Source organism: Butyrivibrio sp. AE2032, from assembly GCF_000702965.1.
The window spans coordinates 1,504,911-1,527,817 of record NZ_JNLF01000005.1 but is presented as its reverse complement, the minus strand read 5'-3'; the positions used below and the strand labels follow the sequence as shown (position 1 = coordinate 1,527,817).

Below are 22,907 nucleotides of genomic sequence, written 5' to 3'. Positions count from 1 at the left end.
TAGATTTCTTTCTTTACGGATTGTTCATGCAGAACACATAGAATATACCATATCGGACTGTGAAGACATTGGTTTTGATATAATTGATTAGTACAGATAATTATCAGCATAATTGACTAAGATAAATCGCAGTTTGCGGGGAAGATTACGTGAAAATAGAAAAAGATGAAATAACAATCCGAGATTTTACGGAAACAGATCTTCCACTCATGTTTAAATGGTTGACAGATAAGAGAGTGCTGGAGTATTACGAAGGTCGTGACGTCAGGTTTACGATGGATACTTTGTCTGCACATTTTTTGGAAGAAATTCCAGATGGATTCAGAATGATCATCGAGTATAAGAAATCCCCCATCGGATATGCACAGGCCTATCAATTGAGTGGTGAATTGTTCGATGAATATGACTATCCTGACGATGGACATATAGTGTTTGCTATGGATCAGTTTATAGGTGAGCCGAAATACTGGAGTAAGGGAATAGGCTCGTCTTTTTTGAAAATGATGGCTTCTCATCTGAAAGAAAATATGGCTGCGGAACGAGTTCTTCTTGACCCGCACCAAGATAATAAAAGGGCTATAAGGGCATACGAGAAAGCCGGGTTTAAAATCATTAAATCACTTCCAAAACATGAAATGTTTCAGGGAGAAAAAGTAGATTGCTGGCTGATGGAATTAGCACTGTAGATTCCAGTTTGCAGAGATGCCGTTGGTAAGAGAGGTATGCCATGATACTTGAAACGAAAAGATTGATCCTCCGACCGTGGGAAGAAAGCGATGCGGAGAATTTATTTAAATATGCAAGTCATCCTGATGTGGGACCAATCGCAGGATGGGCGGTTCATACAAGTGTAGAGAATAGCCGTGAAATAATCCGGAGGGTTCTTTCAGCGCCGGAGACCTATGCTGTAGTATTAAAAGAATCAGGCCAACCTGTTGGCAGCATTGGACTTATGCTTGGGAAAGCCAGCAATATTGGCCTTCCTGATTCAGAAGGTGAAATCGGCTACTGGATCGGAGTTCCGTATTGGGGACGAGGGCTGATACCGGAAGCAGTCAGGGAATTGATGCGCTACGGTTTTGAAAACCTGAAACTTAATAAAATATGGTGTGGTTACTTTGATGGGAATGAAAAGTCAAAGCGTGTTCAGGAAAAGTGCGGTTTTCATTATCATCATACGGCCTATAATGTGCCCTGTGCCATAGAGGGCGTTCTCCGAACGGAACACATAACATGCCTTTCCAAAGAGGAATGGCAGTCTGTCAGATAACTTCCAGTTTGTTGGGATGAGCATTATATAGACAGTTAAACGTAATGATCCTTATATGAGTGTAGATATCAGAGAAGCAACTAGTAAAGAGATTCAAAAGAATATACAAGTCGTCAAGAGAATGACGAAGGGTATGAGTTTTGACGAGAATATGGGTAATGTGAACTGGCGTATGGTTCGGCTTATCTCTAATTTCGGCTATAAATTCATGCCCAAAGCCAAAGGCGTAAGTTTTAAGAAATATAGAGGAGATGGGTGCCGTTATGAAGTAGCGTTGCCCAAAGAAATGACCGGAAATAATGTGATCTGTTATATACACGGTGGAGGATTTGTATCAGGAAGTGCATCGTCATCCCGTGGATACAGTTCCATGTTGGCTGTCACGAGCGGCCTCCGTGTGTTTTCTGTCGATTACGATCTGGCTCCGGAGCATCCGTTTCCTGCCGGATTTAATAATTGTTGCTCAGTCATAAATGAGATAAGAAGACTTTATCCCGACTCCAAGATTGCTCTTGTAGGCGAAAGCGCAGGGGCAAATCTTTGTATTGCAGTAGCATTGAAGATGAAAGACAAGGTCTCATCGGTAATAGTCCATAGTCCGTTCGTTGACTTCACCGGATCTCTTGAACGAAGTGAACATGAGATAGACGATTTTACGGTTAAAGAAGGATGCCTCAAGCCTCTCAACGATATATATGTTGCCGGTAACAATGCAATGGATCCTTACATATCTCCTATGTACGGCGATTATAATGATTTTCCGCCGACCTTTATTACTTGCGATTATAACGAAACCCTTTTTGCAGACTCTATCTGGCTATACAGAAAACTTCAGGAAAATGGAATCAAGGTAAAGATGATACAGATGAAAGGCGCTTTCCATGCTTTTGCAACCACAGGAACACAGGCTCCTGAAACAGCGACGATCTTGAAAGAAAACGTTGAATTCATTAAGGAAAACATGGCCTGTTATAATTCTTTTTGAGTGGAGCCTATTGGTAAAGAAAATCAAGAAATATGAAAAGAATACTGAATTCTGTTATAAAGATCATAAAGTGGATTGTTGTTATAGTTTTATCGCTGATAATCCTGTTTCTCGCTGTTGTTTATATCGGTAAAGGAATCAACCACATTACTCCCAAAGGCGGGATCAATGAGACTCAATATGTGGAAGTGAATGGTCAGGAGATGTGGATCAGCATATACGGGAAAGATATTAACAATCCTGTTCTTTTATATTTGCATGGTGGCCCCGGGTATTCTACAAGTTATGCTGATTATGCGATCCTGAATAAGCTGGCTGATGATTATACGATAGTAAATTGGGATCAGCGAAGCAGTGGAAGGACATGCCTGAGGAATCCTGGCGATGATACCGAGATTACGCTTGATCTCATGCGGTCAGACATTGATGTAATCACGGATTATATTCTCGATTATCTGGGAAAAGATAAGCTTACGGTAATGGGTATTTCCTGGGGATCATTTTATGGGATAGATTTTGCTTATAATCATCCGGAGAAAGTGGAGTGTTATATCGGACTTAATCAGACCGTGGGTTATTATAAAGATTCTGTCGCGTACAGTATGTCTGTTTGGATAAGAATGGCGCAGTGCCTGAAAGAAGCGGATTTCCTGACACAGGAAGAAAGGGAACTTGCCGATCAGATCGATTTGGATGAACTCAGACAATATATGGCAGAGTCTTACGTAGGTGAGACTGATGTTTCCGACAGATCTAAAAATCTTTTTTTTCAGCTTTATAGAGCACATATTGATGAAGTTCAGAAATATATGAAGGATCATGGGCTATCGGATCCTGTTCGAGAATGTGATGTGAATCTTGTTGTAGCAATTCTTTTCTGCCCTTACTATTCGCTTTGGGAATCTTACCGGGTTTACTCTTATGATGCTGATGATGTCTATAACGGATTAATAATGGAGACAAATATGCCCGGAGAGGACAATGATATTCTCGGCAGAACCGAGTATCAGTGCCCTGTATACTTCTTTCTTTCGGAAGATGATCTGACCTGTGATCCTGATATGGCGCAGATGTATTTAGAAAGTATTAATGCTCCGGATAAAGGTATTGGATATACTGCAGGAGGGCATGGAAATGCGATATATCACTCAGATGAGTTGGTAGCATTTATACATGAAGAGGTTTTAGAAAATTGAGATACAGTCGGGGTAATAAAATCACGAATATAATGCACCAAGGATAAAATCTTGCAAATGAATTGGCAGCCCGTAGCGACAGAAGATGCATTGGGTGATCTTTTCAGTTGGAGCATGGCTTTTCGAAAATAACAAGCTGTGCATATCTGTCCTTTTGCACGCCGATATAACGGAAGCCCTGCTTTTCAAATCTTGATCTCATCTCTTGCGATGAAAAGAATTCGCCGTTGATGTTACGGCACATAAGATTAAGTACTTTTCTTACCGGATGAGGAAAGGCGGGATCTGCTATGTATAATCTGCCGTTCGGTTTCAGGAGGCGCAAAGCTTCCTTCGCAAAAGCATCTTTATCAGGGAAATGATGATATGCCATGCATGCGGTTAAAGTGTCAAAATAAGAATCCCCGTAAGGTGTGTCTTCGCAGGAGCATTCTCTGATATCCATGTCAGGACATTTGCTGCGCGCAACAGAAAGCATCTGAGGCTCGACGTCAATTCCGTGTCCTTCTATGTTCTCGAACTCACTGAATGTTTTTAGGATCGTGCCTGTTCCGCAGCCCACATCAAGGACCCTGTCGCCTTTTTTCAGGCCGATGTATTTGTAGAGCAGCTCATAGAACCTGCGTGACATCCTGCCTTCAAAATGATCGTCGTATTTGTCAGCTCTCTTGTCGAATTTGAAATCTCTCTTTTCCATGTTTTAAGTCCTTTCTTTTTCAATAGCCAGAAATGCGCCCAGTGCCATTATCACGAATGAGATGATGAACAGCAGTGCCGGTATCTTCGGGAACAGCGCAAGCGAAATGAGCGCTCCCATGAACGGTGCCAGGGCATAGAATGCCGATGTCTTGGCGGCTCCTATGTAGCGCTGTGCATAGACGTATGTGTAGATGCTGAGACCGTAAGCGACAAAGCCCAGGAGCAGCGCCAGCAGTATATAAGGCGTGAGCGTGAGACGTTCTCCCGATATCAGTGCCACGATGACAGAACCCGTCCCTGAGCCAAACCCTTTTATTATCACTATCCTTGCCGGGTCCCTGTTCGAGAGTTTCCTTGTGCAGTTGTTCTCGAGTCCCCAACAGCAGCAGGCGAGCAGGGCCAGGAGCGAATAGACCGATACGGAGAACGAAGTGATGTCGCTTAAGGAGAGCAGGATGCTTGCGGCGGTTATCAGTACGATCGCGATCCATAACCGGGGCGATATCTTCTCCTTGAAGATGAGCAGCGCGATCAGGGATGTGGCGACTATCTCGAAGTTGTTAAGAAGGGATACAGATTCGGGCGAAGAGTTCTTCAGAGCCGTCATCAGGAGGATCGGGGCCGCGATGTCCAGCACGACCATCAGAATGAGATAGGGCAGGTCGCTGTGGATAAAAGATGAGTTCTCTTTGCTCCTGCCACGGGACAGGAAAGTAACTATGCACATGCCGGCCGTGGCTCCGAGATAGAGCAGGCCCGCCATGAAGACCGGAGGGATCTTCTCCATGAGGAGTTTGGAGAAAGGAGTGCTTACCGCATAGAGCAACGCCGCGTATATTGCGTATCTGATCGCTTTACTGTTATTCATATCCGTCACTTTCTGAACACTGTGTTCAGTAAAATGGTATAATCAGCTGTATGAGCAAACAATAATCAAACTTTTCGATATGTCAGTTATTGAACATTTCGGCAAAAATGTACGGTAAAAGAAGATGGACAGAAGACAGCAGAAGACCAGGACGGCGATATACGATGCGCTTACAAAGCTGCTGAGAAAGCGGCGTTTTGAAGATATAACGGTGCAGGAGATCATCGATGAAGCCAATATCGGAAGGAGCACTTTCTATTCTCATTTCGAGACGAAAGACCAGCTCCTCGAGCAGATGTGTGACGAGATGTTCTCGCATGTATTTTCCGAGTCGCTCATGCCTGAGAAGAGCCACGATTTCTCGGCCAACCATGAGGAAATGAAGGCATTGCTGGAGCACATCCTCTGGCACATCAAAGATCATGAAGACAACATCAGTTCGATCATGTACGGAGAGTCGGAAAAGCTCTTTACGCGCTACTTTTCGAGGTATCTTGAAGATGCATTTGGCGACATGATCTCTCATATTGATATAGATGTGTCTGCTGATTTCAGGAAGCAGTTTGTCATAGGAAGTTTTATCAACACAGTCAAATGGTGGATCGGGAACGGACTTACACAAAGTCCCGGCGAGATTATTGATTCATATCTGAAATGTCTGATCAGGAAATGATCTTAGAAGAGGTAACCTTGAATAAAACCGACAAAGAGATAAGGTGACTGCAAAATCAACAGTTCTATACACACTAACACATTCCTTAATGACATGATAAACGAATTTGAAGAAATGCTGAAAGCCAAGAGGTCTCTTTTGTCATCCGGGAACGGCTGACAGTGTTGAAATAAGGGAATTAACTAGAACGACTCCTTTACCTGTGCAAGGAATTTCTCGGCTATAGGCGTAAATGTCTGGTATTTGTTCCAGATCAGATACAGCTTTGTTTCCTGCTTCGGAGACAGCGGACGGAATACAAGGTCGCTTTCTTCGGAACAGTTTATCAGGTGTTCGAATGTAAGAAGGATTCCCAGACCTTCTTTCGCAAACATGGAAGCATTATAAGAAAGGCGGAATGAGCCTTCCAGATGAAGCTCAGAGAAGCGTTCGCCGGCCCATTCAGGTATCTCGATATTCCAGCTTTGTTCTGAGCAGAAGAGCGGCTGGCCGATAAGGTCTGAGACCTTTATATTCTTTTTCTTTGCCAAAGGGTGGCTCTTTAACATGACCGCACCCCAACGGTCCGATGCCGGGAACGGGAGATATTCATACTTTTCCTTATTGGGAAGCTCGCATATCACACCGAAATCGAGTATGCCTTTGTCCAGCTTCTCGGTTACCTGCTCCGTATCACCGCTTGTTATGTGGTAGGTAAAGGACGGGTATCTGTCTTTTAGCTTCTTTATCTCGCGTGCAAGCAGGGCTATCTGATACGATTCTCCAAGCCCGAAATAAATATCGCCGCCTGTAATGTCATCAAGGGAGATGAATTCCTGCTCGATCTTATCTGCCATTGCGACAAGGTCTTCGGCACGGTCGCGGAGCAGCATGCCTTCATCAGTCAGCTTGATGGAGAAGCTGTGACGGGTAAAGAGCTTTTTGCCCAGTTCATCTTCAAGAGCTTTAAGCGCCTTTGATAAGGTCGGCTGCGTCACATGCATGAGCTCTGCAGCGTGTGACATGTTCTCTTCTCTCGCGACTGCAAGAAAGTAACGAAGGTTCTTTATCTCCATCGGGCACCCCTTTCTGTGATATTCCAATATGGCATATCACGATATTCATTTTATTCATTAGCGCACTTCATAGCAACCCTTTATACTGATCTTGTAAGGACAAAAACAGTTTTAGCGGAGATCCGGTTATGGACTTGAAAATGATGATCGACAGTCTGTCTGAAATAGGCTTGACCGATGAACAGAAAAGAACGGCAAGAAAGCTCTATGACATGGGTCAGAATGCGGAACTTATCAGATATCTTAAGAAATGCCGGTGCGGCCTGATCGATGAGATGCATGAGAGCCAGAGGAAAGTTGACCGGATGGATTATCTGATCCGGAAAGCAGAGAAGGAAACAGTATAAAAGCCACGGAGGTTTATAACGATGAAAGCAGAAGATCTGAGACTTGTAACAGAGTGGGATAAGACATTTCCAAAGAGCGGGAAGGTTGATCACAGCAAAGTAACCTTTGTGAACCGTTATGGAATAACATTGGCTGCAGATATATATGTGCCGAAGGGAGCAGAAGGAAGACTTCCTGCGATCGCGGTAAGCGGACCTTTTGGTGCGGTCAAGGAGCAGTGCTCAGGCCTTTATGCCCAGACCATGGCAGAGAGAGGCTTTATTACGATCGCATTTGATCCTTCTTATACCGGAGAGAGCAGCGGTGAGCCCCGATATATGGCATCTCCCGACATCAATACAGAAGATTTCATGGCTGCAGTAGATTTCCTTTCTCTCAATGAGAAAGTCGATCCTGACAGGATCGGTATCATCGGCATCTGCGGCTGGGGCGGCATGGCACTTAATACGGCTGCATTAGATCCGCGCATTAAAGCTACGGTTGCTTCGACCATGTATGACATGACCAGAGTTAATGCCAACGGATATTTCGATTCTGAGGACTCTGAGGAGCAGCGCTATGAGAAAAAGAAAGCAATGGCTGCACAGCGCCTTGAAGACTTAAAGAACGGTACTTATAAGCGCGCAGGAGGATGCCTGCCACTTCCGGTTCCGGAAGATGCTCCGTTCTTCGTGAAGGATTACAGTGAGTACTACAAGGGAAGGGCATATCATGCGAGGTCCCTTAATTCCAACGAAGGATGGAATGTTACAGGCTGTGAGTCTTTTATGAATCAGCCGATCCTTAAGTACTCGAATGAGATAAGAAATGCAGTCCTGATCATTCACGGAGAGAAAGCTCATTCCTGCTATTTCTCAAAGGATGCATATGCGAATATGACAAAGGACAGCAAGTATAAAGATAACAAGGAACTCATGATAATTCCCGGCGCAGTTCATACGGATCTGTACGACAATCTTGATGTTATTCCTTTCGATCATATCGAAGAATTCATGAGGAAATATCTATGAGAATAAGAAGAATCTTTGCACTTCTTGTATTGGCATCAGTCGTGTTGGCGGCAGCATCATGCAGCACGCAGCAGAGCGCTGAGTCAGTTACTTCGGCTGTGCAGACAACGGAGACAAGTGCGTCTTCTGAGGATACAACCATGAGTGAGCAGACGAAAGCAACAACAGAACAGAGCATTGAAGCCAAAGCCGGAGCCTTTGACATGGTAAACAAACAGGTCAGACTCAACAGCGGATATGACATGCCTATAATGGGACTCGGCACATATTCGCTCGATCACGATACCTGTGTCAATTCCGTAAAAGCACTTCTCAGGAACGGCGGAAGACTGATCGATACGGCATATATGTACGGCAATGAGGACGCGGTAGGTGAAGGCGTCAGACAGGCGATGGAAGAGTATAACATTCCGCGTGAAGAGATATTCGTCATCACCAAGATATATCCAAGCCAGTTTAACGAACCGGAAAAAGCGATAGATACGGCGCTTGAAAAGCTTGATATAGGATATATAGACATGATGCTCCTCCACCATCCGGGAGCAGGAGATATAGATGCCTACAAAGCGATGGAAAAGTATGTTGCGCAGGGAAAGATCCGCTCTTTGGGACTTTCAAACTGGTATGTGAAGGAACTTACGGATTTTCTTCCCAAGGTATCCATAACTCCGGCGCTTGTACAAAACGAGATACATCCTTACTATCAGGAACAGGATGTGGTCCCGTTCATTCAGGAAAAAGGAATCGTTGTCCAGTGCTGGTATCCTCTCGGAGGAAGAGGTCATACTTCAGAACTCCTCAATGACGGGACGATCAGCTCGATCGCAGAGGCACACGGAGTGTCTTCGGCACAGGTGATCCTGCGGTGGGATCTGCAAAGAGGAATAGTTGTGATTCCGGGTTCGAGCAATCCGGATCACATAAAGGAGAATATCGATCTGTTCGGCTTTGAACTTTCGGATGAAGAGATGGCAAGGATAAATGCTCTCGACCGGAACGAAAAGCACGACTGGTATTAACGGGGTAAACTTATATGAGAATGAACATTGCAGCCGCTTTGATCGCAGGCACGATCCTGGTAAGTCTGGCAGGTTGTTCTGCGGCTCCTGAATCTACACCAACTTCTGAAACGCAGATTACGGCTTCGGCTGAGGTAATGTCTGAAATGACTACAGAAAATACTACCGCAACTGCAACTTCTGAAACGTCTGAAATGACTACAGAAAATACTACCGCAACTGCAACTTCTGAAACGTCTGAAACGACTACAGAAAATACTACCGCAACTGCAACTTCTAAAACGTCTGAAACGACTACAGAAAAAACTACCGCAACTGCAACTTCTGAAACGTCTGAAACGACTACAGAAAATACTACCGCAACTGCAACTTCTGAAACGTCTGAAACGACTGTTCAGACAGAAGAGACGACTACCGTCACGGAGGCAGAAAGATCAATGACATTAAAGATCGGAGAAAGGGAAGTTCAGGTTACCTGGGAAGATAATGCTTCCGTGGAAGACCTGAAGAAACTCGCTGCATCAGATCTGACCATAAAGATGTCGATGTACGGCGGCTTTGAGCAGGTGGGTTCCATAGGGCAGGCTATCACAAGAGACGATAAACAGACAACAACAAAGCCGGGCGATATTGTTCTTTATTCCGGTGATCAGATAGTGATGTTCTATGGATCCAATTCCTGGAGCTATACAAGACTCGGTAAGATCAACCTTACTGAAAAGGAATTAATAGATCTCTTAGGCAATGGTGATGTAACTATTACGCTAAGTCTTGATTAGATCGTATATATCTTTAATATACCAAACTCGTTAGTTGATACTTGGTTTTAGTGCCCGATGACCGTCGATACGAACAACTATCTAATGTTCTGTTTATAAAATATAAAATACCGCAGGATCCATATCTTGCGGTATTTATCGTATCGGGATTGGCATAGTAGAAACTTATATGTGTGGTCAACACATTTTTTGAAAATTTCAAAGGTACAAATAAGGTACAGTTATGAACCTAAATCCCCTCAAAACGCGTGGAAATAAGTGCTCTGTGTGTCTGATACTGGGAATAGCCCCATTCTTTTATAACTCATCCATCATCAAGAAGTCTTTGAGTTTATAGTGATATACCGTGCTGGTTGAATAATCTATATCGTCATTTGTTATGATGATCTTCTTTACTGAGTTATCAATGTTCGAAAAAGCTGAGAATTCTCGTTCATACGCCTTGTCTTCAGCAACAGAATATGCAACCTGGATCAAATAGGTCTTGCCGTCTTTTTCAGCCCTGAAATCTATTTCTCTGCCTTTATTGTCATATACCGTGACCTCGTAACCCATAAACAGCAGTTCATTAAGGACAATATTCTCAAGATTGTGCGTAAGATCATATCTTGTTCCGGATACCCTGATGCTGTTCATTGATACATCTTCATCATATAACTTGTAATAGTAATTCAGCTTGGACTTGGCTTTTGGAGAGTAAAGAGCAACATCCGCAATAACATATGCTTCTTTAAGATATCCAAGATACTTAATAACGGTCGGAACAGAAACGGATATGTTTTTACCTTTCATGTAATCTGCTATAGACTTAGCACTGAATATACGGGCGTTGGATATTAAGATATAATCTACTATCCTTTCAAACTCTTCCTTCTTGCGTATCTTATAACGGTTTTCAAGGTCGTTATATACGATCGTATCGTTCAGATCGGTGAGATAGCGTTTTTTCGCCGCAATATCATCCTGCGCCAGTGCTGCAGGGAAGCCGCCCCAGACAAGATAATCGGATATGCTGTATTCTTTATTGTTCTGCTCTGCATATTCCAGGATTTCCTTATAAACGAAAGGTCTTACCCGAAATGATATATATCGTCCTGATAATTCTTTCGTGAATTCTTTGGACAAAAGCTTGGAATTGCTGCCCGATATAAAGACCGAGCAATTCATTAATCGCAAAGTACGACAAGCTTCATTCCATTCTTTAACATTCTGTATCTCATCAAGGAACACATATAGCTTTTCTTTTTTTATACACTTATCGATATAGTCGATAAGTACATCAGCATCAGGAATCAGGTTTCTTGTCGGCTTAAGATCAAAATCAAGAAAAAGACAAGGCTTACCCGCCGCTTTAATCTCGTCCTGAACCTGTTCCAGGATGACAGACTTTCCGCACCTTCTTATTCCGGTAATGATCTTGATCAGATCACTATCGTAAAATGGACGGATCTGCTTTAGATAGTGCTCCCTTATTACCATTTGGACACCTCCGATGCTATTGGTTCAAGATAATTCTACTTTAAGATTTTTTCGGAGTCAACAAAATCTTAAAGTAGAACTTTAAAATAATCCCTCAGCAGGCCAAATCTTTAAATACGCGTTTTGCGATCAAATCAATAGTCGACTATAGATTTGATCGCTTTATCTGTCTGCAGGATATTTTGCGTAAATCCGCATTTTTGTTCATCTGATAAAATATTGTCGTAGGATGAAATAAGGGGTAAACCATATGTGGCACGATGAAAACAATGAAATAATGAAACTGTACAAGATCCTGGAGGAACATGACAGTTATTGTCCTCTTCCAGCCGTTTGTCCTGTCTGCGGTTCCAAGTCCGGTCATCTCTATATGCAGCGTTATGATGGGGATCACCGGGGCGGTTCATGGGTATGGTGCAGCAATTGTCACAGCTATTCTCACGCGAGCTGTAAAGTGCCCGAATGGTGGAGAAATCTGAGCACCATTTCGATCCTTAAGCTTGAGCATTCACCTGATTATCTTGAAGCACAAACGGAACAGATTGACAGTTTTGTCAACAAACTGCTCGCGATCCATGATGACAGGCTGCTTAAGCAGAAGCCGTGTGATTGGGTGTGCGAGAAGTGCGGAACACTTATGATAAAAAAATTGCCGGAAGACAGAGCAGGCACATACAGTATTACTTGTCCTAACTGCGGTTGGGGAGCGGTAACGACATATACAGATCCCATTTGTATGGATAAGACCAGGTATTCGATCATCTTGCTGGAAGGAAATGAAACATCAGTCGAGGTAGTCCGCGCCGTTAACCAGGTATCCCACCAGAATCTGGTGAAAACTAAGGAACTTATCGTGAAAGCTCCTCAGGTTATATTTGAGGGCAACGCGCTTGAAACTTATGGCATGAAAGAGATACTGGATGCCGGGTTTGTCGATTACAGGATCGAACCTGATTTTCCGTATGTATAAACTAAGCGATTGCTTCTTCAGATGATCAGCGCCTTCTGGAGTTATATACCCTTACCGAAACAGCGTTTCCCTTAAAATTAGCCTAAAAATAAGCGTATTTTCTCAATTTACTTGTTTTCCCCTTAAAAACTGATAGAATTTAAGGGAAAGTTTATGGAGGTAAGGGAAAATGAGAGATTTTAACTACTCGCTGATGAAGGATATGAAATGGGATTCAGAGATACTCGGATACATTGCGGCGATATACAAAGAAGCCGGTAAACAGGAGATGTATCTTAAGCAGCGTCCCGAAGAATTGGAAAAATTAGTCGAGATCGCAAAGATACAGAGTACTGAAGCATCTAATGCCATTGAGGGGATCGTAACTACGAATACCCGTATTAAGCAGCTTGTTGAACAGAAAACAACGCCAAAGAACCGTGACGAGCAGGAGATTGCCGGATATAGGGATGTTCTCAGCCTCATTCATGAGAGCTTTGATGCGATTCCTTTGACACAGAATTATATACTTCAGCTGCACAAGATCCTCTACAGTCATATGAGTAATCCTGCTGCCGGTAAAACGAAGATGGTGCAGAATTATATCAGCGCAGCATATCCTGATGGTCATACGGAGATCTTATTCACTCCGCTTGCCCCTTATGAGACACCTAAAGCATTGGATCGTTTGTGTGAGGAATACAACAGAGTCATCGGAAACATGGAGGTGGAACCGCTTATCGCAATTCCGGTTTTCATTCATGACTTCCTTTGTATTCATCCTTTCAACGATGGAAATGGCCGAATGAGCAGACTCCTTACGACACTGCTGCTTTATAGAAGCGGTTTTTATGTAGGAAAATACATTTCGCTGGAAGCAAAGATAGCCGATCACAAAGATCTTTATTATGATGCTCTCTATGCTTCTCAGTCGGGCTGGCACGAAGGAAATGATGATCCGGTTCCTTTTATCAAGTATCTGCTAGGCACGATAATATCTGCGTACAGAGATTTTGAGGATCGCTTTGCGCTTGTAGAAGTTAAGAGACCTGCTCTAGAGATCGTAAGGCTTGCTGCGCAGAATAAGATAGGGAAATTTACGAAGCAGGACATCCGTGAGATTTGCCCTTCTCTAAGCATCAGTTCCATTGAGGGCGCTCTTCGAAAACTAGTCGAATCCGGAGAGATAAAGCGCGAAGGCAATGGTAAAAGCACCTTCTACTACAGGGTGAGATAAACAAAAGCACAATGCCTGAGATCGTCAGTCATGTTTATACCGGATACAGTTTTCTAACGATAGTATTCGCTTATGTATCAAAAGTTGTATGAGGGATTAAGATTCCTACTTTTGCAGAATATAATAAATAAAGCAACGAAAAAACGGTTTTTCACTGAGAAACCCAGGAAATGTATTTTCAAGCCCTCACCGGGTACAGATCTATCAGTCAGCAGACAGATGCACTGCGGCAGAAAGGATTCACCATGGATAAAAAGATAACCCCTCAAATGATCGAAAAACTGAAAAGTGCAAAATCTGCCTCAGAGATCAGCAGAATTATCGGTCTTGGCGATGCGGATGTACAGCAGCTGAATCTGGGTGATCTGGATGGTGTCAGCGGAGGCGGACATTATATCAAGGATGATTTAGGTCAGGAAATCTGGATCGAGTTATCTGATAAAGATTATGAATTGGGAACAGATCCTTTCTATGACAAAGCATACTTATTGGAGCAAATGGCATTAGCCGGTTTCAGTATGGATATACTGATCGACGTTGCAAACAATCTTTATATGGGCAAATACAAATCCAGAGATGTTGATACAGCGCTCAGGGCGGGCGGTCCGGTATATCTGGCAGACTGTGTCAGAGGTGCACACGGTTTCCATTTCTTCGGTGAAGGGTGAGAAACGGTTTTTCTGAAGATAATTATCAAGTGCGCAGGATAAGACAACAACTTATTGTTGTTTTCCCTTATGGAGTCGTGACTCCATAATAAAATCGCCGGCAGGGCGGTGGCTGAAAACAGTGAAATCGCCACCGGGATGCCGGCATTTATGTCAAAAGCGCATTGCTTTCCGATTAATTGAGTTCTGCCTTATCCTCGACCTTTGATACGGACTTTGTCTTGCCCGTTACGACCGTGAAGCAGCTTGTGAAGCAGAGTGCAAAGCAGATGCCGAGAGCGAAATTCTTGAAGACCAGGCCCCAGATGATCACCATTGCGATGAAGAAGACCGTATCGGTCATTACGATGCCGAAGATGCTCTTGCTCTTGAGCTTTGAGACGATCTTGTCCTGATATTCGGCTTCGCAGATCTGTCCTGATCCTACCGAGCTCTTGAAGTGATCGATCATGGACTGATCAAACATCGCCATTTCCTTTTCGAAGCCTTCAGCGAAGAACCTCTTAACTTCGACAGCCTTATCCGTTGAGGACTCGAACCATGAAGCAGCGCCTGTCTTTCCGGAAGGCTCGCCGGCGATCCTCTTTATGCAGGACACGCCGATGATGTATTTTTTCTTATCGATCTTTTTTGTCATTACGAAGATCTCTGCCGTGGGCATATCCCTGACCGTCTTGCCTCTGCCGTCGGTAAAGAATACTCTTGCTTCTTCGAACATTTCGCTCAGGACTTCATAAGAAAGATCATTCTTTAATCCGTCTGCGATTGCGATCCTGCCGTCTGCGATCTTCTTGATGTTGTACTTTGAAAGAACAAAAATGTCACAACCTTTTACATATTCCATAACTGTTTTCCTCACTGTTTCGTTTGATTTTGCTTTCGACACCGTAATAGTATCAGGTGTGAAGCCGTCAAACGGAGAAGTGTCGTGAATGGAATAATTCCTGTCGCAAACTGCACAGATGGCGAAAAACAGGCCGCTGCTGTCTGCAAATGCGGATAACATTTTGAAGTGAATCCCCGAAGTCTTACAACCCGGAACTAACATCCCGCCACGAAAGGCAAATTATCCCGAAGGCCTTATTTTTCGCGATTTGGGATAAATTTTAAACGGCAAATTATCCCAAATTTTCAAAAACACTTCACTTGGGATAAATTCATGACCGATTTTTATCCTAAACCGTCCAAAAACCTTTTCGCAGGATAATTTCATGCCCGTTTTTTATCCCAAAGTCTCAAAAAATGAATAAACGGGATAAATTCAGCATATTGCGTCCTGACCATGCTTTTGCTTTTCCCAAGGTATCGAAACAGAGCACTTTTCCCATATCCCGATACCTCTGCCGCAATAGTCCATTTTTCAGCCTCGCGGACTCCCCAAAGTATTAAATTAAGCTCAGCCGCGTTCGTCCAGGACTTTCTGCACTCTGTCCTGAGCTACGGACAGTACCTGGTCAAGATCTTTCTGCCCTGCGAAATAAGGCTGCATCTCCTCTACGAGAACGATGTTTATCGCGGCATCTCCGCTGTCCATGAACTCGCAGGATGAGATTATGTCCGCGAGAGCATTGACCTGGCTTTCGCTGAAGTTGAGCTTGTTCCTCGGAGGGATCTTATTGCCGTACTCGTCGTATCTGTCAACGTCGACACCGCCCTGTTCGTTGTAGTAGTCGACTGCGGCAAGCCCGGCCTTACGGAATGCGTCTTTGTTGAGGACGAAGTTACCGTGCATGGCGATCTCCTCCTGAACCTTGTCCGACATCAGCATCTTTATGAATTCACCGCACGCGTCGATGCTGACTGCCTGGGCCGAGACCGCGATGGAGGTGTACTGGCCTGCCGCAGGTCCGTGTCCGTCTGCGGAAGGGAGGCCAAGTATCGCTGTGGAGCCGTTCAGGTTTTCGAGATTTCTGAAATACGAGTAATAGGAGCCGCACCATGTGTAAGCTGCCAGTCCAGTATCACTGAGGTTATAGCCGTTGATGGCGTAAGTGCTGTATCTGCCCTCGTTATCCTGCTCATCCCAGTCAGTGCTCTTTCCGCGCACGTTATCCTTGACGAATTCGGCGAGCGCCTTCAGTGACGGATCGGAGAAATCGGCCTTGCCGTTTACGATGTACCTGTCGCTCATGGAATTGAACAGTTTGGCGAAATACATCGTCTGACCGGAAGGGATGACATCCGTCCCGTTCAGTGTGTCCTTGAGGAACTTTACATACTCATCAGTCGTAAATCCGACCCCTGAGCTCCCTGCGTATTGGGCATCGGTCTGGATGCCCTCGACGGTATAACATACCGGGAAGTTGTAGAGCTTGCCGTCTGTTTTCGCAGCATCGAGTATGTTGGTGAAATATTTCGAGGGATCGAGCTTTCCGATGTATGGTGTCAGGTCGGCAAGATATTCCGGATTTTTCAGCTGGCCGTAAGCGTTTACATCCATCAGCATGTCAGGCCCCTCGCCGTTCAGTATATCCATGGCGAGCTTGCTGCTCATCTCGGCGTTGTAATTGAGCTGCTGCGCATCCAGTTCGTCATCGCTGTTTAAGTCGCTGTAACTGTAGTTGGCGATGTTCCTGTAGCGGTCGGTAACCTCGATAAAGTAGTCTTTGTTGGTCTCATTGAATTCGATGACGGCATCGGCGATCTTGTCGTCCATATATCCGTACGAGGAATACATCTCGAGGATCGTCTTGCCGGCATGGGGATTCTTTTCGGCCCTGTTGAATTCGACCATATAAAAAGTGCCGTTCCTCTCCGGAAACTCCGAGAACGGATTGTCATTGTACTGCGTACCGCAGAGCAGGAAGGCATCTTCCGATATCTCGGCTATCTGAAGGTTGGTCAGGATGTTCCTGTTTATTCCGCACCAGCTGTAATTGAACATCTCGGTGTCGGTCTTTTCCTTGAGGTTGATCTTTGAGATGCCCGCGGGTGTCGCATAGTAGACATTGCCGTCCGACCCGTTGAAAGTCGAATAGAGCATGCCCAGGTCGATCCAGTCGTAATCCTTTGCGTCTGTCTTTGTTATGGTCCCGGACTGAAGATCGGCTATGAAATAAGCACTTCCGTTATCCGCATATGTGATAACCAGTGCGGTGGTATTGCTCAAAGGAAGGACGGCCGAGATCTCATAGATGCTGTTGCGCTCTTCCTTGATCTCGATCTTCTTTTTGCTGCCGTCGGGTGAGGTAACATTGAGGATGGCATAAGACAGGTTCGAACTCCAGACCATTTCCGAATCCGCCGTATAATCCCCTAATCTGAAAGTCTTCCGGTAAATGCCCGTTTTTCCGAGGTCGCGCGTATCCGTGATTTCTCCGGTGGCAATATCGATATCCATCTCTTTTACGAGGTTTTCCCAGGTCTTATCTTCGATGGAAGTATATATGACCGTGATCTTTCCGTCCGAGTAGCGGGCGTTCTCGGCATAGTCACTGTCCTTGAGTTTGGTGCTGAGGTCTATTGTCCTGACAGTCTTTTTGGTGGCTCTGTCCACAATGGTCAGGACGGATATTACATAGTCGGAGTAGTTATAGGTTTCCCAGTCGATCTTATCCGGTATCTTGTAGTTGCCGCTGGTCAGAACGATTATGTTGTTCTCATCAGAACCGACATAGTCCGAATAAACATATTCTATTTCGCGTTCCTGATTCAGCCCCTGATCCACGTCGTAGAGCGCGGTATCAAACCAGGGCGTGTCGTCCGAGATGGTTTTCTTTCCGGACGCGCCGCCTTTTTTCTTCCCGCAGGAAGCCAACGGCAGCACCATTGAAAAAGCGAGCAGAGCCGTTACGGCTTTGATTATCTTACTATTCATACGTCTATCTCCCATTTCCCCGAAAAATCTATACTTTAATTGTAAGAGGCGGTTTCATCAAATCAGCATCAATTAAATGTCAAATTATTCAGATTAATCTGCGGGAGACATGTTCCAGTGCGGGTTTCCGATGTGCGTGTAAAAGTGGCCGTGTACATTTTCGTGCGGATTTTCGCCCCTATTTTGCGCACGAAATAATGCAAATTCCGAAACAGTGATGATTTTCGTGCTGTTTTTAACCGGATTTCGGTACTGAAAAATGCACTTTTAACCTTTTTGCTCTTTTGAGTACGGTTTTTGGCCGAAACCCGCACGATTTTGTACACTTAACGGTTCACGACTTATGCCGACCCGCCCGCGGTCCGGATTTTTAAATATCCGCGGACACCCGGACAGCGAACCGGCCGTGCACCTTACAGAAGCGCATAACGCATTGACACGGTAGGATATAGATGTTACTCTACCCCCATCGAAAAGAAGTTGCCCGGGATCTGTAATCGGTTTCCGGGCTTGATTTTATACACACGTTAATTTGGAAAGAGAGCATCCGGATATGGAACAGAATTCGAGAGAAAAAGAAATCGCCAGCCTGGTCAGCAAGGTCATATCTGATTACGACGGAGGCAAGAACATCGATACCACCGATATCTACAACAAGCCTGACCGCAATGAGGTCATCGACATCATCAACAACCTGTTCTTCGTGGTTTATCCCGGCTATTTCAAGGACCGCACATACAAGACATACAACCCCAAGAACGAGATCGCGGTCATGATAGAGGACATCTTCTATCACCTGAACAAGCAGGTTTTCCTGGCGCTTGATTTCTGCAAGCTCAGAGGTTCCATGAGTGAAGCGGAGAGGGAAAAGGAGAGCTACCGCATCTGCAGCGCGTTCATCGAAAAGATTCCCGTGATCAGGGAATATGCCGAGACGGACCTTTTGGCGACATTTGACGGAGATCCCGCCGCAGGCAGTTTTGATGAGATAATCCTCGCATACCCCGGACTCATCGCGATCACGACCTACAGACTTGCTCATGAACTTTATCTTTTGAATGTTCCGGTCATCCCGAGGCTCATGACTGAGGTTGCACACTCGAAGACCGGTATCGACATCCATCCGGGCGCGACAATCGGAAAATTCTTCTTTATCGACCACGGCACCGGAATCGTTGTCGGTGAGACATCCGTGATCGGCGACAACGTAAAGATCTATCAGGGCGTCACGATCGGCGCTCTTTCGACAAGGGGCGGCCAGAAGCTCGCCGGCAAAAAGCGTCATCCGACGATCGAAGACAACGTCGTCATCTATGCCGGAGCGTCAATCCTCGGCGGCGAGACTGTCATAGGAAAGAATTCCGTTATCGGAGGCAACACCTTCATCACGAGTTCCGTTCCCTCTGATACCAGAGTCAGCATCAAAAACCCTGAGATGGAGTATTACTCTGCAGGCAATAAGCATGTCAAGGAAGAGATAAAGCAGGGCGACGAGTGGTTTTACATAATCTGACTGGATACGGCTGTCACGCTTTCTTTTTCCCTGCCGTCAGCGCCGATAATATCTCGATATATTCCGAAGTCAGATGCGAGGGATGGATCGATCCCGGAAGTATGTAGCCGATCTCCATGTAGTCGTCGACCTTGAGCTTCTTGGCGATTATGTTCGGGCCGTTCAGCTCTTCGTTTATCACGCCGCTGCAGATCGTGTAACCGTTAAGTCCAATGAGCATGTTGAAGAGCGTCGCGCGGTCGAGGACGACCAGTTCCTTGTCGCAGTCGACGGTGCTCAGGATCTCTTCCGCGAAATAGAAAGAGTTGTGGCTGCCCTGTTCGTAGGAGAGCCTGGGGTAGGGCTTCAGGTCTTCCAAAGTAAGGTATTTCTTCTTTGCCAGAGGGGAGTTCTTTCCTATGAAGACGTGCGGCTCGGCCTTAAAGAGCGGAGTGAACGTCAGGTTGTTGTCCCTTAAAGTCTTCATTATTACCTCTTCATTGAACCTGTTGAGGTAGAGGATGCCGATCTCGCTCCTTAAGTGCGCCACGTCGTCGATTATGTTGAAGGTCTGTGTCTCCCTCATGTGGAATTCGTATTTGTCGGCGCCGCTATTCTTGAGGAGCTCCACGAAAGCCTCGACAGCGAAGGAATAGTGCTGTGCCGAGACGAAGAACTTGAGCTTGCCGGACTCCTTGCCCCTGTAGCGTTCCTCGATGAGGTTCGTCTGCTCCAGGACCTGTCTGGCGTATCCCAGGAACTCCTCGCCTTCGGAGGTCAGCTTTATGCCTTTGTTGGACCTCATGAAGATCGTGATGTTGTATTCGTTCTCGAGTTCCCTGATGGCGGTGGTGAGGCTCGGCTGGGCGACAAAGAACTTCTTTGCGGCGGCGGTGATGTTGCCTTCCTCTGCGACTGTGACGACATATTGGAGCTGTTTGATGGTCATGGGAGCAGATTCCTTTCGATAGTCATTTTCTTGATTTTACCACTTGGTATAGATAAAAACTATTGCAAAGCGTCCGTTTTATATATTTTACCCATTGCATTGATGGGAATATACTCCCATTCAAGAAAAACATCCGCAACATGAGGAGGCAGCAAAAATGAATACATCAGTTATAGGTTATCCCAGAATAGGCAAGGACAGGGAACTCAAGTTCGCGTCCGAGAAATATTTCAGAGGCGAGATCGGCGGGGACGAACTTCTGGCCGTCGCGAAAGAGATAAGGAAGGGCGGTCTTCTTAAGCAGAAGGAAGCCGGCATCACGTACATCTCTTCGAATGACTTCTCGTTCTACGACAACGTGCTCGACACGGCTTTCCTTTTCGGTATCGTTCCACAGAGATATAAGGATCTGGGCCTCTCTGACATCGGCACATATTTCGCTATGGCAAGAGGCTATCAGGGAGAGAAGGGCAACGTCAAGGCACTCGCTCTGAAGAAGTGGTTCAACACAAACTACCACTATCTCGTCCCCGAGATCGACGACGATACGAATATCGCGCTCACAGGCACCAAGCCCGTTGACGAATATCTTGAGGCAAAGGCACTCGGCGTCGACACGAAGGTTGCTGTCACTGGACCTTTCACGTTCCTCAAGCTTGCGAAGTTCACGGGCTCGAAAAAGATATCCGACGTCTCATCCGTCCTTACCGGAGAATACATAAAGCTCGTATCGCTCCTCGCGGAAAACGGCGCATCGTTCATCGAGTTCGACGAACCCTACCTCGTAAGGGATCTGTCGGCTGAGGACATCGCGCTTTTCAAGGAGATATACACTTCGATCCTCGCGGAAAAGAAAGGCGTCAAAGTTCTTCTGCAAACATATTTCGGCGACATCAGAGACATCTACGGCGAAGTAACGGTACTTGATTTTGACGCAGTCGGCCTGGACTTCATCGAAGGCAGAAAGACCGCGGAACTCGTTGAGAAGAACGGGTTCCCCGCTGACAAGATCCTCTTTGCCGGCGTCGTAAACGGCAAGAACATCTGGAGAAACAACTACAAAAAGTCTCTCGAGACGCTGAACGGCATCAAGGCCGCAAACATCGTTGTAAGCACTTCCTGCTCGCTCCTGCACGTTCCTTATTCGCTTGAGAGCGAGACAAAGCTCGCGGAGGAGTACAAGAAGCATTTCGCATTCGCAGAAGAAAAGCTCACGGAGCTCGGCGAGATCGCGGCGCTTTACGGCACAGACTTTGAGAATGCCGAAGCATACAAAAAGAACCAGGCTCTTTTCGAAGGCAGAGTTGACTGCGAGGACAAGGATGTCCAGGCAAGGGTTGCCGCCATCACGGATGCTGACTATGTAAGGCTTCCCGTTTTCGAAGAGCGCGAAAAGATCCAGAAGGCAAAGCTGAATCTCCCGCTCTTCCCGACGACGACGATCGGTTCGTTCCCGCAGACGCAGGATGTCAGAAAGAACAGGCAGGACTTCAAGAAGGGCAACATCACAAAAGAGGAATATGTTGAGTTCAATAAGAGAAAGATTGCCGAGTGCATAAAGCTGCAGGAGGAGATCGGCCTCGACGTTATCGTTCACGGCGAGTTCGAGAGAAACGACATGGTCGAGTATTTCGGCGAAAACCTGAACGGCTATGTCTTCACCGAGAAGGCCTGGGTGCAGTCCTACGGTACGCGTAATGTCAAGCCACCGATCATCTGGGGTGACGTATCACGCAGGGCACCCATCACGGTTGAGTGGTCGAAATTCGCGCAGTCCTGCACCGACAAGCCCGTAAAGGGCATGCTCACGGGTCCCGTTACGATCCTCAACTGGTCGTTCCCGAGAGAGGACATCTCCATCAAGGAGAGCATTCTCCAGATTGCTCTGGCAATCAGGGACGAGGTATTGGATCTTGAGGCGAACGGCATCGGCATCATCCAGATAGACGAGGCTGCGCTCCGTGAGAAACTCCCGCTCAGAAAGAGCGACTGGTACGGCGAGTATCTCGATTTTGCGATCCCTGCGTTCAGGCTCGTTCACAGCAAGGTAAAGCCTGAGACCCAGATCCACACGCATATGTGCTACAGCGAGTTCACCGACATCATCCCCGCGATCGACGCGATGGACGCCGACGTCATCACTTTCGAAGCATCGAGATCCGATCTTCAGATCCTTGATTCGCTGAAGGAGAACAACTTCAAGACCGAAGTCGGCCCCGGCGTCTACGACATCCACAGCCCGCGCGTTCCTTCCGTTGAGGAGATCGTCGCAGCGCTCACGAAGATGAGGGAGAAGATCGAAGAATCCAAGCTCTGGGTAAATCCCGACTGCGGACTTAAGACCAGGGGAGATGAAGAGACGAAGAAGAGCCTCGTAAATCTTGTCGAGGCTGCCCGTCAGATAAGAGGTTAAG

At 45.9% G+C, this 22,907-nt stretch carries 21 protein-coding genes; 14 read left to right on the top strand and 7 right to left on the bottom strand.

Annotated elements, in window-relative coordinates; translation table 11 throughout:
* Positions 1-155 precede the first annotated feature (155 nt).
* Genes BO18_RS24445 through BO18_RS24430 form a run of 4 tightly spaced genes read left to right on the top strand, consistent with a single transcriptional unit; the run spans position 156 to position 3,451 of the window.
* Positions 156-686, top strand: a complete 531-nt coding sequence (locus tag BO18_RS24445; protein WP_330379678.1) for a GNAT family N-acetyltransferase — start codon at positions 156-158, stop codon at positions 684-686.
* 41 nt (positions 687-727) lie between these two features.
* On the top strand, positions 728-1,270 hold the full coding sequence (locus BO18_RS24440) for a GNAT family N-acetyltransferase (protein WP_009984887.1): 543 nt from the start codon (positions 728-730) through the stop codon (positions 1,268-1,270).
* A 55-nt stretch (positions 1,271-1,325) separates the two neighbouring features.
* Positions 1,326-2,255 carry an alpha/beta fold hydrolase gene (locus tag BO18_RS24435; RefSeq protein WP_081861237.1) on the top strand — a complete coding sequence of 310 codons (930 nt, stop codon included), beginning with the start codon at positions 1,326-1,328 and terminating at the stop codon, positions 2,253-2,255.
* 32 nt (positions 2,256-2,287) lie between these two features.
* Positions 2,288-3,451 carry an alpha/beta fold hydrolase gene (locus tag BO18_RS24430; protein ID WP_034450289.1) on the top strand — a complete coding sequence of 388 codons (1,164 nt, stop codon included), beginning with the start codon at positions 2,288-2,290 and terminating at the stop codon, positions 3,449-3,451.
* A gap of 103 nt (positions 3,452-3,554) precedes the next feature.
* Here BO18_RS24430 and BO18_RS24425 read toward each other — a convergent pair whose 3' ends face one another.
* On the bottom strand, positions 3,555-4,148 hold the full coding sequence (locus BO18_RS24425) for a class I SAM-dependent methyltransferase (protein WP_034450288.1): 594 nt from the start codon (positions 4,146-4,148) through the stop codon (positions 3,555-3,557).
* A 3-nt stretch (positions 4,149-4,151) separates the two neighbouring features.
* Positions 4,152-5,018 carry a DMT family transporter gene (locus tag BO18_RS24420; protein ID WP_034450287.1) on the bottom strand — a complete coding sequence of 289 codons (867 nt, stop codon included), beginning with the start codon at positions 5,016-5,018 and terminating at the stop codon, positions 4,152-4,154.
* A 124-nt stretch (positions 5,019-5,142) separates the two neighbouring features.
* Here BO18_RS24420 and BO18_RS24415 point away from each other — a divergent pair, with 124 nt between their 5' ends.
* Positions 5,143-5,691, top strand: a complete 549-nt coding sequence (locus BO18_RS24415) for a TetR/AcrR family transcriptional regulator (RefSeq protein ID WP_034450286.1) — start codon at positions 5,143-5,145, stop codon at positions 5,689-5,691.
* Between the two features lie 182 nt (positions 5,692-5,873).
* On the opposite strand, the gene BO18_RS24410 is transcribed toward BO18_RS24415, so the two are convergent.
* Positions 5,874-6,746, bottom strand: a complete 873-nt coding sequence (locus BO18_RS24410; protein ID WP_034450285.1) for a LysR family transcriptional regulator — start codon at positions 6,744-6,746, stop codon at positions 5,874-5,876.
* A 128-nt stretch (positions 6,747-6,874) separates the two neighbouring features.
* On the opposite strand from BO18_RS24410, the gene BO18_RS24405 reads away from it, so the two are divergent.
* The 4 genes from BO18_RS24405 to BO18_RS35760 are packed head-to-tail and all read left to right on the top strand — an operon-like array spanning position 6,875 to position 9,902.
* Positions 6,875-7,093 carry a hypothetical protein gene (locus BO18_RS24405; RefSeq protein ID WP_034450284.1) on the top strand — a complete coding sequence of 73 codons (219 nt, stop codon included), beginning with the start codon at positions 6,875-6,877 and terminating at the stop codon, positions 7,091-7,093.
* A gap of 21 nt (positions 7,094-7,114) precedes the next feature.
* Positions 7,115-8,104 carry an alpha/beta hydrolase gene (locus BO18_RS24400; RefSeq protein ID WP_034450283.1) on the top strand — a complete coding sequence of 330 codons (990 nt, stop codon included), beginning with the start codon at positions 7,115-7,117 and terminating at the stop codon, positions 8,102-8,104.
* The gene (locus tag BO18_RS24395) at positions 8,101-9,123 is read left to right on the top strand and encodes an aldo/keto reductase (protein WP_081861236.1); all 1,023 of its coding nucleotides are present in this window, start codon (positions 8,101-8,103) and stop codon (positions 9,121-9,123) included. Before BO18_RS24400 ends, BO18_RS24395 begins: the two co-directional genes overlap by 4 nt.
* 14 nt (positions 9,124-9,137) lie before the next feature.
* Positions 9,138-9,902: a cyclophilin-like fold protein gene (locus BO18_RS35760; RefSeq protein ID WP_051689121.1), complete on the top strand. Its 765-nt coding sequence runs from the start codon at positions 9,138-9,140 to the stop codon at positions 9,900-9,902.
* A gap of 297 nt (positions 9,903-10,199) precedes the next feature.
* On the opposite strand, the gene BO18_RS24385 is transcribed toward BO18_RS35760, so the two are convergent.
* Positions 10,200-11,381, bottom strand: a complete 1,182-nt coding sequence (locus BO18_RS24385; RefSeq protein ID WP_034450282.1) for an ATP-binding protein — start codon at positions 11,379-11,381, stop codon at positions 10,200-10,202.
* A 250-nt stretch (positions 11,382-11,631) separates the two neighbouring features.
* Here BO18_RS24385 and BO18_RS24380 point away from each other — a divergent pair, with 250 nt between their 5' ends.
* The 3 genes from BO18_RS24380 (at position 11,632) to BO18_RS24370 (ending at position 14,235) form a co-directional block, all read left to right on the top strand.
* The gene (locus tag BO18_RS24380; protein ID WP_034450281.1) at positions 11,632-12,351 is read left to right on the top strand and encodes a hypothetical protein; all 720 of its coding nucleotides are present in this window, start codon (positions 11,632-11,634) and stop codon (positions 12,349-12,351) included.
* Between the two features lie 169 nt (positions 12,352-12,520).
* Positions 12,521-13,567 (top strand): Fic family protein, encoded by a 1,047-nt coding sequence (locus BO18_RS24375; protein ID WP_034450280.1) that lies wholly within the window; start codon positions 12,521-12,523, stop codon positions 13,565-13,567.
* A 245-nt stretch (positions 13,568-13,812) separates the two neighbouring features.
* Entirely contained in the window at positions 13,813-14,235 is a 423-nt protein-coding gene (locus BO18_RS24370; RefSeq protein WP_185752568.1) for a hypothetical protein, read from the top strand.
* 175 nt (positions 14,236-14,410) lie between these two features.
* Here BO18_RS24370 and BO18_RS24365 read toward each other — a convergent pair whose 3' ends face one another.
* Entirely contained in the window at positions 14,411-15,241 is an 831-nt protein-coding gene (locus BO18_RS24365; RefSeq protein WP_034450278.1) for a hypothetical protein, read from the bottom strand.
* A 390-nt stretch (positions 15,242-15,631) separates the two neighbouring features.
* On the bottom strand, positions 15,632-18,052 hold the full coding sequence (locus BO18_RS24360) for an ABC transporter substrate-binding protein (protein ID WP_034450277.1): 2,421 nt from the start codon (positions 18,050-18,052) through the stop codon (positions 15,632-15,634).
* A 553-nt stretch (positions 18,053-18,605) separates the two neighbouring features.
* Between BO18_RS24360 and epsC the strand changes: the two genes are divergently transcribed.
* Positions 18,606-19,565 carry a serine O-acetyltransferase EpsC gene (epsC, locus tag BO18_RS24355; RefSeq protein WP_034450276.1) on the top strand — a complete coding sequence of 320 codons (960 nt, stop codon included), beginning with the start codon at positions 18,606-18,608 and terminating at the stop codon, positions 19,563-19,565.
* Positions 19,566-19,578: 13 nt separating this feature from the next.
* Here the strand turns inward: epsC and BO18_RS24350 are convergent, their stop codons facing one another.
* Positions 19,579-20,493 carry a LysR family transcriptional regulator gene (locus tag BO18_RS24350; RefSeq protein ID WP_034450275.1) on the bottom strand — a complete coding sequence of 305 codons (915 nt, stop codon included), beginning with the start codon at positions 20,491-20,493 and terminating at the stop codon, positions 19,579-19,581.
* Between the two features lie 157 nt (positions 20,494-20,650).
* On the opposite strand from BO18_RS24350, the gene metE reads away from it, so the two are divergent.
* The gene (metE, locus tag BO18_RS24345) at positions 20,651-22,906 is read left to right on the top strand and encodes a 5-methyltetrahydropteroyltriglutamate--homocysteine S-methyltransferase (protein ID WP_034450274.1); all 2,256 of its coding nucleotides are present in this window, start codon (positions 20,651-20,653) and stop codon (positions 22,904-22,906) included.
* Position 22,907: the final 1 nt, after the last annotated feature.